This window comes from Clostridium sp. AF22-10, assembly GCF_003478725.1.
In the GTDB taxonomy this organism is placed as follows: domain Bacteria; phylum Bacillota; class Clostridia; order Lachnospirales; family Lachnospiraceae; genus Otoolea; species Otoolea fessa.
This window is the reverse complement of record NZ_QUFZ01000004.1, coordinates 1-16,474: the sequence shown is the minus strand read 5'-3', so window position 1 is coordinate 16,474 and position 16,474 is coordinate 1. Positions and strand designations below refer to the sequence as shown.

Annotated in this window: 15 protein-coding genes and 1 pseudogene; all 16 read left to right on the top strand. The window is 38.7% G+C overall.

What is annotated here, in order from left to right; genetic code table 11:
- The first annotated feature begins 11 nt into the window (after positions 1–11).
- The gene (locus tag DWX91_RS03835) at positions 12–887 is read left to right on the top strand and encodes a hypothetical protein (RefSeq protein ID WP_147354383.1); all 876 of its coding nucleotides are present in this window, start codon (positions 12–14) and stop codon (positions 885–887) included.
- A 19-nt stretch (positions 888–906) separates the two neighbouring features.
- A complete protein-coding gene (gene pglZ / locus DWX91_RS03830) occupies positions 907–3,429 on the top strand; it encodes a BREX-1 system phosphatase PglZ type A (protein ID WP_118538313.1) in 2,523 nt (840 codons plus the stop codon).
- 24 nt (positions 3,430–3,453) lie between these two features.
- The gene (locus DWX91_RS03825; protein ID WP_118538311.1) at positions 3,454–4,635 is read left to right on the top strand and encodes a hypothetical protein; all 1,182 of its coding nucleotides are present in this window, start codon (positions 3,454–3,456) and stop codon (positions 4,633–4,635) included.
- Between the two features lie 153 nt (positions 4,636–4,788).
- Positions 4,789–6,818, top strand: a pseudogene (gene brxL / locus DWX91_RS03820) (protease Lon-related BREX system protein BrxL).
- A gap of 234 nt (positions 6,819–7,052) precedes the next feature.
- Entirely contained in the window at positions 7,053–7,865 is an 813-nt protein-coding gene (locus DWX91_RS03815) for a WYL domain-containing protein (RefSeq protein WP_412693824.1), read from the top strand.
- Positions 7,866–7,944: 79 nt separating this feature from the next.
- The gene (locus tag DWX91_RS03810; protein WP_118538307.1) at positions 7,945–9,060 is read left to right on the top strand and encodes a Fic family protein; all 1,116 of its coding nucleotides are present in this window, start codon (positions 7,945–7,947) and stop codon (positions 9,058–9,060) included.
- 25 nt (positions 9,061–9,085) lie between these two features.
- A complete protein-coding gene (locus tag DWX91_RS03805) occupies positions 9,086–10,186 on the top strand; it encodes a PDDEXK nuclease domain-containing protein (protein WP_412693823.1) in 1,101 nt (366 codons plus the stop codon).
- A gap of 284 nt (positions 10,187–10,470) precedes the next feature.
- Positions 10,471–11,070, top strand: coding sequence for a transcriptional repressor LexA (gene lexA, locus DWX91_RS03800; protein WP_118538305.1), 600 nt, complete (start codon positions 10,471–10,473; stop codon positions 11,068–11,070).
- 130 nt (positions 11,071–11,200) lie between these two features.
- The gene (locus DWX91_RS03795) at positions 11,201–11,926 is read left to right on the top strand and encodes an ImmA/IrrE family metallo-endopeptidase (RefSeq protein WP_118538303.1); all 726 of its coding nucleotides are present in this window, start codon (positions 11,201–11,203) and stop codon (positions 11,924–11,926) included.
- A gap of 560 nt (positions 11,927–12,486) precedes the next feature.
- A complete protein-coding gene (locus DWX91_RS03785; RefSeq protein WP_024853351.1) occupies positions 12,487–13,074 on the top strand; it encodes a hypothetical protein in 588 nt (195 codons plus the stop codon).
- Positions 13,075–13,179: 105 nt separating this feature from the next.
- Entirely contained in the window at positions 13,180–13,746 is a 567-nt protein-coding gene (locus tag DWX91_RS03780) for a type II toxin-antitoxin system PemK/MazF family toxin (RefSeq protein ID WP_118049518.1), read from the top strand.
- Positions 13,733–13,939: an excisionase gene (locus tag DWX91_RS03775; RefSeq protein ID WP_002594704.1), complete on the top strand. Its 207-nt coding sequence runs from the start codon at positions 13,733–13,735 to the stop codon at positions 13,937–13,939. The genes DWX91_RS03780 and DWX91_RS03775 overlap by 14 nt, the downstream gene beginning before the upstream one ends.
- A gap of 99 nt (positions 13,940–14,038) precedes the next feature.
- Positions 14,039–14,266 carry an excisionase gene (locus DWX91_RS03770; protein WP_002594705.1) on the top strand — a complete coding sequence of 76 codons (228 nt, stop codon included), beginning with the start codon at positions 14,039–14,041 and terminating at the stop codon, positions 14,264–14,266.
- Positions 14,232–14,513, top strand: coding sequence for an excisionase (locus DWX91_RS03765; protein WP_118538301.1), 282 nt, complete (start codon positions 14,232–14,234; stop codon positions 14,511–14,513). Before DWX91_RS03770 ends, DWX91_RS03765 begins: the two co-directional genes overlap by 35 nt.
- 9 nt (positions 14,514–14,522) lie before the next feature.
- On the top strand, positions 14,523–15,749 hold the full coding sequence (locus DWX91_RS03760) for a tyrosine-type recombinase/integrase (RefSeq protein WP_118538299.1): 1,227 nt from the start codon (positions 14,523–14,525) through the stop codon (positions 15,747–15,749).
- 331 nt (positions 15,750–16,080) lie between these two features.
- Positions 16,081–16,474 (top strand): methionine--tRNA ligase subunit beta (locus DWX91_RS03755; protein WP_412693822.1); only part of this gene is annotated, 394 nt, incomplete at its 3' end.

Here is a 16,474-nt window from a genome sequence, read left to right as displayed (position 1 = left end):
GTGAGGTGGATATGATGGGTAAATGTGCATTATGTGGCGAAGATAAGGAACTGCAACTTAGCCATATTATTCCTAAATTTATAGGGAAATATCTGAAAAATACTTCGATAGGCAATATTCGCAGTCACGAAAATCCGAACCGAATTGCTCAGGACATCGAAAAGCATTATATGCTTTGTCACGATTGCGAAGAATTATTTAGTGCGTCTGAAAGATATTTCGCTAATACTGTCTTTTATCCGTATAAGCGAGATAAACACGAAACCTTTAACTATGACGAAAAACTTTTTTATTTCCTTACATCCTTATCGTGGCGAAGCCTTTATTTGGATATTGTAAATTTTGTTCGTGAAAAAAGTCTGAAACTGGATGTAATAGAAAGAATGATTGAAGCCGAGGGGATTATGAGAGATTTTCTCCTTAGCAAAAGAACGGATTTAAGCAATATTGAACATCATATTTTCTTCTTTGAACGAATAATGAATGTGAACGCACCTGATGATAATTTGTTAAAAACAGGACGACCTCATACCACCATTCATCGTTCTTTAACTTCGTATTCCGGCTACTCGGATAATACGATTTATACAATCTCAAATCTTATGGGTATTGTTGTAGTTACTCTATACTCAAAAGATGTGGATGAAATATGGAAAAACACACAAGTATTTAATGAAAAAAATATATTGGTAGCAGCAAACCAAGAAGTACAGAGTAGGTTAGGAAATGAATTCGTATTTTGGATGGAACAATGTGAAAAAGATATAAATGTAATCAGCGAAGAAACGGAACAGAAAATATTGAAAAAGGTAATGGATTTAGGCGACGATATAAAAGATTATGCGATTTATCAGGATATTGTTGATGACAATCGGCTTGAAAATTGATTTATAAGGCAGGTCAAATATGGCAGAACTAAACTTAAAACAAATTACAGACAAATTAAATAGTGAGTTTGCAAGTGATGTCCGTAAACTTGTGTTTTGGTATGATGCCAATGCAGAGTTTCAGGAGGATATTGACAGCATAGAATTGGAAAATGCAAAGGTTCTACATCTTGAGCCGGACAACCAGTTCTATATTAAATACTTCTTGGAACGAGAGGATACGACAACCAATTACCTTGTGTATGCTCCTTTTGCGAAACCGGGCATAAGGGATAATCATCTTGCAGATATAATCCGATATTCCAAAGAATTTTTTGCCGACCGTGCTTCTTTGCTTACTCTTGATTTAGGAATTGATGAACGGTACAAGCCTGTTATTCAGCATTATATTAAATTCTTTGCGAATAAAGACAGAACGCAGAAATTTTATGATTTGGAAATAGAAAATTTCAACAGAAGTACGATAGAAGTTGCCTTGATGAGCGTTCTTTGCAAGGATAAGACTGCTTCTTTTGAAGAAGTGTTGCGTTCAATTTTGACAGACGATGGATTGCAGGATAATAAATACCTTGCAGAGTTTGAAAAGTATGATTTGCTTTCTGCATTCTGGCAGCAGGCAGATGTGGCATTTGGATATAATGACCCGAAGCCAACACTTGAAAAACTCGTTATCACGATGTTTGTTACTTATGCGGCTAAGAGTATTCATACGGATATGCCACAGGCTTGGAAACCATTTATTTCTTATAAATTTGGTAATATCATTGCGTTTATGGATAACCTGATGAACAGCTATTTATATGGTACTTGTTTTGATGAGATTTCAGAGATTATCTATAATGCAATCAACGGTAAACATTATCTTGAGAAGATGGAAGTCGAAACACTTGTAGATTGCAATATCTTTGCAGGTGTTGATGAGCTTCTGATTAGTTGGATTGTCGGCAGACTTGAGAATGAGGATATAGGAGCAAAGCTGAATGGAAAGACGATTCCGGAACTTTGCGTAGAACGCAGGAAGCAACATTTTGGAAAGAACTTCCGCAGCGAGTATTTCATTCTTCAAAATGCCTTTGATATGATTGCTGAAGGTAAGTATCAGCCAGTCAGCGGTATCAAAAACATGGTTAAGGAATATACGGAGTCAACCTATAAGATTGACCGTTATTATAGATACTTCTATTTTTACTTTGATAAATTGGAAGATACCACGCAGTTTGAAAAAATCAGGGAGCTAGTTGAGAATATCTATACCAATGAGTATCTGAACCGGATTACAGTGAACTGGAACAATGAGCTTGCAGATGCAGACGGAGAAACAGGACTTACGTTGCAGAGAGATTTCTTTGCAAGACATATCAATTACTCAAAGGATAGAGTAGTAGTTATTATATCCGATGCACTCCGTTATGAGGTTGCACATACGCTGTTTGAAAAAATGCAGGCAGATGAGAAGTGTAATGCTTCTATCGGAGCAATGCAAGGCGTTCTTCCATCTTATACACCTTTAGGTATGGCTTCATTACTTCCGCATAAGACGATTGAGTACAGCACGTCTTATGATGTACTGGTTGACGGAAAAGCGTGCAGTTCCACGGAGCAGAGGGAAGCTATTTTGAAAGAGTATAAAATAAGCAGTAAGTGTGTTCAGTTCGATTTAATGAAAACAATGAAGCAGGCAGACCTTCGTTCTATCTTTACCGGACAGGACGTTGTGTATATTTATCATAATCAGATAGATGCCCGTGGAGATAAAGCGGCTTCTGAGAATGAAGTGTTTACTGCTTGTGAAGAAGCCATTGAAGAAATTTATACTTTGATAAAGAGGATTGCATCGCAGGCAAATACCTATCATTTTATTGTGACGGCAGACCACGGATTTATTTATAAGAGAGATAAAATTCAGGCAACCGATAAGATTGCCGGAGCTGCTTCAAAATCAAACAACGTTGGACAGCGTTATACCATATCTGCCGAAGAAATCAAGGCAGACGGTGTTTGCCATACAACGGTTGGTAAGGTACTTGGTAGTGTCGATGAACGTATTGTATCGTTCCCGCTTGCTTCAGATATCTTCAAGGTGGCAGGAGCAGGACAGAACTATGTTCATGGCGGCTGCTCTCCGCAGGAAATGCTTGTACCAATGATTGATGTGAAAGTAGATAAGGGCAAAAAGGAAACAAGTCTTGCAGAGATTGCTCTTGTAAGCCTGACTTCAAAGATTACAAACCTTATTACGACACTGGATTTTGTTCAGACAGAGCCGGTAAGTGATATTGTGAAAGAAACCAGTTACCGAGTATATTTTATTTCTGATAATAACGAGAAGATTTCTAATGAGAATATTGTTATTGCAGATAAGAAAGATAAAGATACGACGAAGCGTATGTTCAGACTCCGCTTCAACTTTAAGAATAAGAAATACGATAAATCACAGAAATACTACTTGGTTGCTTATGACGATAAGAACGACATAGAAGTTCTTCGTCACGAGATTATTATGGATATTGCATTTGCCGATGATTTTGGATTCTTCGGGTAATATCTGAAAAGGGGGTATCGCCTTATGGGAAGATGGGGCTTTTCTGATGCCTTAGCCTTTGCAGTTGCAATGACTGTTCGGGATATGAGCAGAGAGAAAGAGAAAAGACTGATTAAAACACAGAAGTTTTATCAGGAATGTTATGAAAAGATAGCCAGTGATAGCGAACGGGCATTCAATATTGTATCAAAAGTTGTAACAAAGGCGTCACGCCGATATATTCCGAACGAGATAGCTTCAGGCAGTACCTACCTTGCGTTATATGCGTTTGCTCTTGTCATTGAAAGACAGGGCAGAGTGACAAAAGAGCAGAGTAAAATCATTAGGATTTACTTCAATAATATGAGCTTTCCATTTTTGGAGAGTGCATATTTAAGTGCAGCGAGAACTGGAGGAGAGGTTGGCAATTTCCGAAATGTCATATCTATAAGTAAGAGTTATGCAGGTGGCTTTTGGGTTAACTTCTTCCGGGCGTTATACAAATCCGGAACGCAGAAAGATTTGCAGGATATGATTGATTATACGACGTCAATCATTATGCGGTTTTCGATTCTTGGAAATCCTGATAGTAATATTTCAAATGCAATCTGTCAGAACTTTATTGACAGTGTAAATTATCAGATTAACCAAGTGCGTGAGATTTCCATTAAGGAAGTGGACTGGCTTGGTGTGATACCAATAGAAGACCGCTTGGAAGAAATGAAGTTTTTCTATGAGGATTTGATTGACAGGTCAAACATTACAAACGATATTTCAAAAGAAGAATTGCTTCCGTATTTGGAACTTCAGATTTTGAATTGTATCTGCGATGTTGTAATGATGACAAAACAGCCAAAGTCCGTGAAACTGAGAATGATGAATGATGCCGTCAGACTTTCAGGCATACATACTGGTGTAACACCGGAACAATATGTAAGAGAGATTGCTAACAATACGGAGATGGGGCAGTTTTATAAAACAATGTTCTCATCAGGTAATCCATTGGGTTCATTTTGGCTCGTGATTTTTACAATGGGTGGACAGCTCTATGGAACGGACGCAACTGATGAACCGATTGGAATTGTCAATAATATTTTTTCTATCCTGATTCAGATTGAGAATTATCTTGATGAAAAGTATAACTTCTTAGGAAAAGACAGCATAGCGAAAGAATATATGTTGCATATCATCGAGCAGCTTGCCGATAAGTGCGATGAGGAGGATTAGATTATTATGGATAACATTGAAAAAGATATAGCTCAGGGCTATGCTGATTTTGCAGATGATGAAGGAAGCATAGAAGAAGTAGAAACAGAGGAAAATATTGTAACTGAGAATAGCACTTCATTTAGCTTTGAAGAAACCACCAATTTTTCTGAGATGAGTGATATAAACAGAAAGCTCCGTACTTATTTTGATGGAAAGATTGTCCGTAAGGATTTGACGAAATCCATCAAGGAAGGTGCGAATGTTCCGGTTTATGTGCTTGAATTTTTACTTGGACAGTATTGCAGTTCCGATGACCCGTCCATCATTGAAGAAGGTGTGGCGAATGTAAAAAGAATACTGGCAGACAATTATGTACGACCAGACGAAGCACAGAAAATCCTTTCATTGCTCCGTCAGAGGGGAAGTCATACCGTTATTGATAAGATTACGGTCAATCTGAATATTAAAAAAGATACTTATGAAGCAGAGTTTTCTAATCTTGGAATTAAAGCAATTCCGATTAGCGAAGATTATCCGAGTAAATTTGACCGCCTGCTTTGTGGCGGTATCTGGTGTATTGTCCAACTTGAATATGAATACATAGAGGAAGATAAGAATGCTTCTCCTATCCATATCCGTAAATTGACACCGATTCAGATGCCACACGTTGACATCAATGAACTGAAACAAGGAAGAAAAGCATTTACAAAAGATGAATGGATAAGTGTAATGCTTCGTTCTATCGGCATGGAACCGGATACACTGACTGAAAGAGAAAAGTGGCTGCTTCTTGCCCGTATGTTACCGCTTGTAGAAAATAATTTTAACTTGTGTGAACTCGGACCGAGAAGTACAGGTAAATCTCATTTGTATAAAGAAATCTCACCGAACAGTATTCTTGTTTCCGGTGGTCAGACGACGGTTGCCAATTTGTTCTATAATATGGCAAGAAAGACAGTTGGTCTTGTAGGTTTGTGGGATTGTGTTGCTTTTGATGAGGTTGCAGGTATCAATTTCAAAGATAAAGACGGTATCCAGATAATGAAAGATTATATGGCTTCCGGTTCTTTTGCCCGTGGAAAAGAAGAAAAATCTGCTTCTGCATCTATGGTATTTGTGGGTAATATCAACCAGAGTGTTGATGTGCTGTTGAAAACATCAAGTCTGTTTGCTCCGTTCCCTCCGGAAATGGGAACAGATACAGCATTCCTTGACCGTATGCACTGTTATATTCCGGGTTGGGAAATTCCGAAGTTTAGACCGCAGCATTTCACAAATGATTATGGATTTATCAGTGATTATCTTGCAGAGTTTATTAGAGAACTTCGTAAAGAACAGTATGGCGATGCCTTGGATAAATATTTCTGCCTTGGAAAGAACTTAAATCAGCGTGATACGATTGCAGTCAGAAAGATGGTCGGTGGATTCATCAAGCTGCTTTATCCTGATGGAGAATATACAAAAGAAGAACTGGAAGAAGTTTTAAAGATTTCTCTTGAGATGCGTCGTAGAGTAAAAGAGCAGTTAAAGAAACTTGGTGGTATGGAGTTCTATGATGTTAATTTCTCATACATTGATAATGAAACATTTGAGGAATTCTATGTGTCCGTACCGGAGCAGGGCGGTGGAAAACTGATTCGACGGAGATGTGTAATCCGGGACAAGTCTATACCGTGGCTCAGGGTAAAACAGGTATGCTTGGTGTATTCCGTTTGGAATCTCAGATGATGCCGGGTAACGGAAAGTTCGAGCGTTCCGGTTTAGGTTCTGATGGAAAATGCAAAGAAGCAACGAATACGGCGTTTAATTTCTTGAAAGCCAATTCTAACCGTATCAGTGGTTCTATCAGTACGACGACAAAGGATTATATCATCAATTACCAAGATTTGCAGGGCATTGGTATGACAGACAAATTGGCATTGCCAACACTGATTGCTTTATCTTCAGTGGCATTAGGTAAACCCGTTGCAAGTAGTCTTGCTGTTCTTGGAGAAATCAGTATAGCAGGAACACTTATCAAAGTTGATGAGCTTGCAAACAGCTTGCAGGTATGCTTGGACAGTGGGGCAAAGAAAGTTTTGCTTCCTATCGTATCCGCAGCAGACATTGGAGCAGTTCCGTCGGATTTAATAGGTTGCTTTAATCTGATTTTCTATTCCAGTGCAGAAGATGCAGTATATAAGGCATTAGGCGTGGAATAAAAGACAATGCGATGATAGATTTTAAATTGTGCAGACGGTCTGCACAATTAGGAAAGGAAGGCTATGGAAACAAAGCCGAGAATTTTATATTTACAAAAAATTTTAATGGAAAGAACCGATGAAGAAAATCCTCTTTCCACAACACAGTTAATCAATATATTGAATGATGAATACGGAATATCTGCACATAGAACGACGGTCACAAAAGACATTGCTGCACTTCAGGAGTTTGGAATGGATATTGTTACTATCCATTCTACTCAGAGCAAATACTTTGTAGCCAGTCGTAAGTTTGAATTGCCGGAACTGAAACTGCTGATAGATGCAGTAGAGTCATCGAAGTTTATTACAAAGAAGAAAAGCAAAACGCTGATTGAGAAGATACATACGATGACCAGTCCGGGGCAGGTGGCAAAGTTGAAGCGTAATAACTATGTGGTCAATCGAATTAAGCCGGATAATGAGCAGATATATTACATCATCGACGCTATAAATGACGCCATCAATGCAGGTAAGCAGATTTCTTTCCAGTATTATGATTACACCGGATTAAAGAAAAAGGTTCTGAAGAATAAGGGCGAAGTGTATAAGCTCAGTCCGTATAAACTTCTCTGGTGTGGGGACTATTATTATGTTCTCGGATATTCTGAGAAGAAAAGTAAGGTTATCAATTTCAGAGTAGACCGTATTGCTTCAAAACCTGAGATATTGGATAAGGATATTATTCCTATGCCGGATGATTTTAATATTGAGAATTACACAAAAGAAGTTTTCTTTATGTTCTCCGGCGAGAAAGTTCTTGTGGATTTACGATGTGATAACAGTTTGATGAAAACAATGGTTGACCGTTTCGGAGAAGATGTGACAACCCTTGCGTATGATATGACTTCTTTCAGGGTACAGACCGAAGTATCAGCCAGTCCGACTTTTTTCGGTTGGGTGTTTGGCTTTAATGGCAAGGTACAGATACTTGCACCGGAAAGTGTAAAAGAACAGTACAGACAGATGATTACACAAGCCGATGAGGGTATGCAGGAAAGCGAATAGTGCAGATTTGAAATTGTGCAGACGGTCTGCACAAATTAGGTAAGATTGAATTATAAGACTATGAAGCGAGGTAGTGGATATGGAAAAAGACCCGTTTAAGGAATATTTGAGGGAGTCTGAACCGGATAAAGCTCACAAAGGTTATGCTTGGAGTACGGCAATCGGACTTCAGGCGGTGGACGGACTCAAACCATCTAAATATTTGATCGATACTGCCATTCAGAATATTGAAGGCAAAATCACGATGAAAGAAGCACAGACCCTTATCGACAGTTATTATGAGGAAAGACCTATCCATTTATCTGATGACGAACGTACCGAAGAAGCAGATAAGGTTTCTTCCCGTATTGCTGAAATTCTTTCTGAAACGGCGTTTTCATTTTCGCCAAACGAGTATATTGCTATCCACCGTAAACTCTTTCAGGGTATTTATAAACACGCTGGAAAGATTAGAGATTATAACATCACAAAGAAAGAATGGGTGCTTGATGGGGCAACTGTTATGTACGGTAGTGCTTCAGAACTGAGAGCCACACTTGAATATGATTTTTCGCAGGAGAAGGATTTTAGTTATAAAGGGCTTTCAATGGACGAGATTATTCATCATCTGGCGGTATTCATTTCAAGGCTATGGCAAATCCATATTTTCGGAGAAGGCAATACAAGAACAACGGCAGTGTTCTTCATCAAATATTTGAGGACACTTGGGTTCTCTGCAACCAATGATATTTTTGCGGAAAATGCGTGGTATTTCAGAAATGCACTTGTCCGTGCAAATTATACGAACCTGCAAAAAGGCATTCACGAAACAACAGAGTATCTGGAAGTATTTCTCAGAAATCTGCTTTTGAACGAGAAAAATGAGCTTCATAATCGAAATCTTCATATAAGTGGACTTTTGAATGAAGAAAAAGTGGATATTGAAAAAGAAAAAGTGGACATTCAAGACAGAAAAGTGGATATTGAAAGTGTACTTTCCGAAAAAAGTAGTGATTTCTCGGTAAAAACGACGATTCATATCCATAAACTTTTTGAGAAGTTTGGCTTTGATGAGGTGTTTGGAAGAAGTGCGGTTATGGAACTTCTTGAGCTGAAAGCTTCAGGTGCTTCAAAACTTCTTTCCAATTTGGTAAAGGCAGATATTATTGAACCAGTATCCGGTTACGGAAAAGGAAAATATAAATTCAAGAAGTAATTAGAAATTCCAAGGAGCGATGGCTATGGAGAATAAATTAGAAAAAATCGGTCAAAATAGTTTTATGGATAATTTTGTTAAAACCGATGACATCTTAAAGGATATGTGTGGGATTATCGAGTCCTCACAAAAAGCTGCATATCAGGCTGTCAATACATTGCTCGTGCAGAGGAATTGGTTGATTGGTTACAGAATAGCAGAAGAAGAATTAGGTGGAGATGAACGCTCGGAGTATGGGCTAGAGGTAATAAAGAAAATTTCTAAAGAACTGACTCAGCGATATGGAAAAGGATATGATAGAAGTAATTTATATCATTGTCTGAAGTTTTATAAAACCTTTCCTGAAATTGTCGACACGGCGTGTAGACAATCCGGCGTTCTGCTTTCGTGGTCGCATTATAGAACATTATTACAGGTCAAAGACCCTGAAGCTCGTGACTGGTATGAGAAAGAAGCCGCAGAACAGACTTGGAGTGTCCGTACTTTGCAAAGGAATATTTCTTCTCAGTATTATTACCGTATGCTTAAAACTCAGAAAAAAGAGCTTGTAGAAAGTGAAATGAAGGAACTGACTGCACCGTATCAGAATGATAAGTTGGAGTTCATCAAAAATCCGGTAGTTGCGGAGTTCTTAGGATTTTCTCAGAATACAGATTTTACAGAGAGTGACCTTGAGAAAAGTATCCTTTCCAATTTGCAAAAATTCTTAATGGAACTTGGAAAGGGATATGCTTTTGTGGCAAGACAGCAGCATATTCATACGGAGAAGCAGGACTACTATATCGACCTTGTGTTTTACAATTACATACTGAAATGCTTTGTCCTCATCGACCTGAAAACAGAGAAGATAACACATCAAGATGTAGGGCAGATGGACATGTATATCCGTATGTATGACGAACTGAAACGCAGTGAGGGCGATAACCCAACAATCGGTATTGTTCTTTGTTCTGATACAGATGATGATATTGCACGTTATTCTGTTATGCACGGCAATGAACAATTATTTGCTTCCAAGTACAAATTATACTTACCGACAAAAGAAGAACTGAAAGCGGAGATTGAAACCCAAAAGGCAATGTTTTATCTTCAGCAGCAGGATAACGAAGAAAAGGAAACAGAATAGAATTTGTGCAGACGGTCTGCACAATTTAACAGATTAAGTTCATTGAACAAAAATGCCTTTATGGGCGGAAATTTTCAATAAAAGCCCAAACAACTCAAAAACTTTGCTTTTAACATTGGCTGAGTTAAAAAGAAATAAATTGAGTTAAAAGGTGCAGAGGTGTTAGCAAATTGCGACACCTCTTTTCTTTTACGAAAAACCTACTTGAAAAATTTTTCGTATCAGGTATAATAAAACTATCGAAAGCAGAGTGCTTCCGATAAAAAAGAAAGCGAGGTGCAGGTATGAGAAGCAAGAGTCCTGAACTTATGAGTGAGATAAAAAAGTATATTGAGGATTATTACCTGCAAAACAGACAATCCCCATCGACTACAAAGATTGCTGAAGCGGTTGGTATTGCCAGAGGTACAGCATACAAATACTTGGTAGAGATGGCTCAGAAGAATATGATTGAGTACGACGGGCAGGAGATTAGTACCAATGTGACCCGTAAGTACAGTGGCGAACAGACACAGACACCGATTGTAGGTTCTATTCCTTGTGGCAGTCCTCAGTATGAGGAAGAAAATATTGAAGAATATGTATCACTTCCTACTGCTATTTTCGGCAAAGGAGATTTCTTTATATTAAGAGCAAGCGGTCAGTCTATGATTGATGCAGGGATAGATGACGGCGACCTTGTGGTTGTCAAAAAGCAGGTAGAAGCCAATGAGGGCGATATAGTAGTTGCCCTTGTGGATAATCAGAATACATTGAAACGGTACTTCCGAGATGATGAGAATAAGAAAATCATTCTCCATCCGGAAAATAAGAAGATGAAAGACATCATTGTAGATGAGTGCTGCATTCAGGGTGTGGCTTGTCACATCATCAAAGAACTATAACAGAGGACAGACGAATGAGAATACTTGAAGGAATTCGCTATCTAATCAATTTGGATAGTGCGGAAATACAACAGAACTTTGCCGGAGGAGTTGCACCACCGGACAAGGTGGAGTCGGAGGTGGACACAACTTGAGTATTTATATGTCAAGAGCCGAGTTGGAAGAAATCAGCGAAGGCTTGATAACAGCTTATGCTAATAAGTTTAGCAATCGAGTGATTCAATCCATCGACATAGAACATTTCATTACAGAATTTCTTATGTTACGAATTGAATACGCTTCTTTCGCAGAAGATGATGCAGGCAGGATTGGCTTTCTGGCAGATGGAGCAACACCACTGCTGGTACATCAGGACAGAAAAATTATTCCCTTTGTTTTCCCGAAAGATACCATCGTACTTGATAAATTTCTTCTTGCTGAAAAGGAGCAGGGACGTCGCAGATTTACAATGGCACACGAAGCGTCACATCATATCTTGAGTAAGATGTATGCAATGCCGAGTGAAGGACGCTTTCATGCAGAGTATGACAGTGAGCGTAGTTATTCCAAAGAGGAACTGGCTCAGATGTTTGCGTCTGTTGAGTGGCAGGCAGATACAATGGGAGCTTCGCTTCTTATGCCGAGAAGAATTATTGAAAATGCCTTGGCGAAATATAATCAGTCAAATCCGATAAGAGTTTATGGCGATAATACCATTACTTCAAAGGATAAAGCAGTTATCCGCAGAATGGCAGCTTATATCGGAGTATCTTATACAGCCTTGGTTATCAGATTGAGAGATATGGGGCTATTTGAGTATCACAATATCCTTGAGTACATTTCCAATGAGTTAAATCTGGGAGGTGTTTCACAATGAGGTTACAGACTCAGGTAGCACCTGAAATACAAAAGAGATTGCTTCTGTCAAGAGTAGAAGCAGAAAGTCTGAAAGAGCGTGATATTCTCTGCCCGACTTGTGGGTTCAGGATACAAAGAGTTTTTTCAGACGCAACCGGACATTTGAGTGTGAAGTGTCAGAAATGCAAGAATGTCCATATCTTAAATCTCGCTTACTTCCGCAGAATCCGTAGGAACGGATATGGCAGGAATTGCAGGCGATGAAGATTACAAGTAAATATCGAAACGATTTCTAATCGAGTAAGCGGAGATAAGCAATTTATTTGCTAAACTACCAAGCACCGTACGAAGCCGGATAAGTGAAGAATAGAAGTATTCTTTGCTGTCCAGATTCGACGGTGCTTTTTTTGTTGCTGTTTTATTCGATTATGCTTCGTGCAGTATTAGGTCTTTTCCCTTACTTGGGAAAGGACTTTTATGTTTTATAACGCATGGCAATGCCAGATAGCTGAGTACCCGTAATCTCCGAATTTTCTATATAAAAAAGCAATTTTAGAAAATTCAAAGGAGATTACGAAAATGACAAACAAACTTACATTAACAGAACAAGAAGAATTATTTGCAAAGGATTGTAAACTGATAAACCTTAAATACGAATATAACGGCTATACCGGAGATGAAAGATGGGCGATTATTACGGAATTATCTGTAAAAGAGCTTTGGGAGAAGTATCCCCTTGTTATAGAAAGATATTCTCCGTTTGTACATCTTTCCATTGCACAGGGAGAGGTAATTGACGATGCAAACCGAAATGAGGACAAGTATGCAAAGAGAAGCAGTCGTACACTTGACTGCTATGGATACGACGATGAAATGTCCTCACAGTTCCATAAAGAACTTGCCATTATGTTTGACGACCCATTTGAAAGAGCAGAGGAAGAAAGGCTTGAACTGGAAAGAGAAGAATTGCGTCAGTGTGAAATCAGGAAAGCAAGGATAGCACTTTCAATGTTGCAGCCACTTCAAAGGGAACGACTTATGAAGAATGTGTGCTGCGGTCTGAGTTCCAGAGCGATTGCAAAGCAGGAGGGTGTATATTACAGCTCCGTAGATAAGTCTATTGCAGCGGCAAAGAAAAACTTTATCAAATTTTATGAAAATCTCTGATTTTGGGTGTGCATTTCAGCACCCTTTGTCCAAATGAGTGAAGGGGTTATTTCATTCCGGATACGAATGACACTTTAAAAATTTGATTCTTGTGAGGTTATGTATATGAAAGAAAAAATGATTTGTCGTGGGGATTTATTCTACTATGACTTTGGAGATAACAGTGGTTCAGTACAAAGCGGAGAGCGTCCGGTGCTTGTCGTTCAGGCAGACGATTATAACCAGAATGCTCCGACGATTATTGTTGCAGCGGTTACAAGTGTAATCAAGAAAAGATATTTGCCATCGCACATTATTCTCGGCGAGGAGTTTGGACTGAAGAAACCGTCAATGGTTCTTCTGGAGCAGATACGGACAGTCAATAGAGAGGATTTGCGTGAATACATAGGTACGGTAGATGACGATAAACTTTTCAGACAGATAAATGCAACTTTGAAAAAGACTTTTGGACTTTGGGTTTACAAGCTGGAGGGGAAAGAAAATATTCGCTGTCTATGCCCGAAGTGTCTGAATGATTACATCCACAATCCAGACTATATTGTAAGGCGACTCGACCCATTTGCAAAGCGAAAAGACAGATGTGATAAGTGCGATGGGGATGGTTGGGATTATGTTGTTACCGACAGATATTCATCAAAGAAAGAAAAGAGGGGAAGCAATGACAGAAAATAAAATCATTATTCCTATCTGGAAGAAGTCCAATCTTACAGTAGAAGAAGCCGCAGCTTATTGTGGTATTGGCTCAAGAAAATTAAGAGAAATGTCCGACTCGGAGTTTTGCCCTTTTGTTCTTTGGAATGGAAGTAAGCGACTGATTAAAAGAAGAAAACTGGACGAATATCTTGATAATGCGTATTCGATATAGCTGATTTGTAAAATGTGCGATGGGTCGGTTCGCATAATAGGCTCATCGCCATTTTTTAATTATCATAAGGGCAGAAAAAAACAAGGAGGTGCTTCCGTAATGGCAGATACAGAAAAGATTATCCGAAAAAAATATGATGTGCCGATATGGCATAAGTCTAATTTGACGATTGATGAAGCAGTTGAATATTCTGGCATAGGTAGAGAAAGACTGAGAAAACTAACAAGCCAAGAAGAATGCCCATTTGTTCTTCATATAGGAAATCGTCGAATGATTAAGAGGAGGATTTTTGATGAATACATTGAAAAACTTACTTTCCTTGAATGATGATGAACGCTTACTTGCCGAAGTAAGAACATATCAGGGAAAACTCATAAGCAATGCTGAAGAACCAATATGGGAAAGAAAGTGGCTGACAATCGAAGAAGCCGCAGCATATTCCGGTATAGGAAGAACGAAGTTGCGTGAGTTGTCTAATCAAGCAGGTTGTCCCTTTGCAATATGGATAGGCAATAAAATCCATATTGTGAGGGAACGACTGGACAAATATATAGATAAGCAGTTTAGAATTTAGGAGGATACAATGGCGACAAAAAGAAAAGATAAATCAAGGGTTGTTCTGAAAACCGGAGAGGTTCAGAGAAAAGACGGTACTTATCAATTTAGCTGGCAGGACAGCCAGATGAAAAGAAGATTTGTTTACGCAAGAACTTTAGATGACCTGAGAGAAAAAGAAAAGCGTATTCAGAAAGATAAATGTGATGGTATTAAGACCGAAGCACGATACACAACCATTGATGAGTTATTTGACCTTTGGGCAAATATGAAAAGAGGGCTGAAGAATAATACCTTTGAAAATTACAAATATATGTACAATACCTTTGTGCGACCAGTGATTGGAAGTAAAAGAATATCAACGCTGAAGAAATCAGATATTAAGAAATACTACAATTATCTTGTTGATGAAAGAAATTTGAAGCCTTCAACGATTGATAATATACATACGGTTCTTCATCAGGTTTTACAGATTGCTGTCGATGATGACTTCATCAGAAATAACCCGTCAGATAATGTGTTGAGAGAATTGAAAAAAGCACATTGTTTTCAGTCGGAAAAGCGTAGAGCGTTGACGAAACCGGAGCAGGAGCTATTTCTGAATTTCCTGAAAACCCACCCTGCATATGAACACTGGTATCCGGTCTTTGCAGTAATGATAGGAACTGGACTTCGTGTGGGGGAAGTAACTGGATTGAGATGGTGTGATATTGATATGGAAAGTGGAATGATTGATGTTAATCATACTCTTGTATATTATGACCACAGAACTGAGGGAAGTAAAAGCGGCTGTTATTTCAATGTAAATACAACGAAGACTCCGGCGAGTATGAGGCAGGTTCCAATGCTCGGTTTTGTGAGAGAAGCATTTGAACAGGAGAAACAGAAGCAGGAAGATTTAGGACTTCATTGCGAGGTCACGATTGACGGATATACAGATTTTATTTTCATCAATCGTTTTGGTCAGGCACAGCACCAAGCCACACTCAACAAAGCAATCCGAAGAATTATCCGTGATTGCAATGATGAGCAGTTTTTGCACAGTGATGAACCTGATGTGTTACTTCCTCATTTTAGCTGCCACTCGCTTAGACATACATTTACAACAAGAATGTGTGAAGCTGGAGTAAATATAAAGGTCATTCAAGACGCACTCGGACATTCAGATATTTCAACTACACTGAACATCTATGCTGATGTTACAAAAGAAATGAAAGCGGCAGAGTTCAAAGGATTGGATAGCTACTTCAAATGATAATATTGGACTTCACATACAGAAAGAGAACATACAGAATGTTGTGTGTTCTTTTTTCTTGTTCTGAAGCAGGAAAAGATAAGGCAGCGTTACTTTGATGTGGATTGACATTGTAAATAAGAGAAGTTATAATTTCTTGTATATGAATATGCTCTTGCATATACTACTATCGCCCTACATCATTTACATCATATTTTACATCATTTGCCCGCAAAGTGACTCAAAGTAGAGCAAAAATATGAAGTATGGGGGATAATTGGAATATGGAGAATTTAATAGTATTAACACCAGCTTGGTCGAGTATGAAAGAACCACAAAAAGGGTCCCAACGATGAAGTCATTAGACGCTGATAAGAAAGCTTCCAAGACTTCCGAAGCAGCTCCGGCAGAGGCTGAAAAACCGGTTGAAAAGATTGATTTTTCTAAGGTAAAAGTCGAGCCATTGTTTGAAGAAATGGTTGATTTTGATACATTCAGCAAGTCAGATTTCCGTGCAGTAAAGGTTAAAGAGTGCGTTGCAGTACCGAAGTCAAAGAAGCTGTTACAGTTTACTCTTGATGACGGAACAGGCACAGACAGAACCATTTTAAGCGGTATTCATAGCTTTTATGAGCCGGAAGAACTGGTTGGAAAGACTCTTATTGCTATCACAAATCTTCCACCGAGAGCTATGATGGGCATTGACTCTTGCGGTATGCTCCTCAGTGCTATCCACGAAGAAGAAG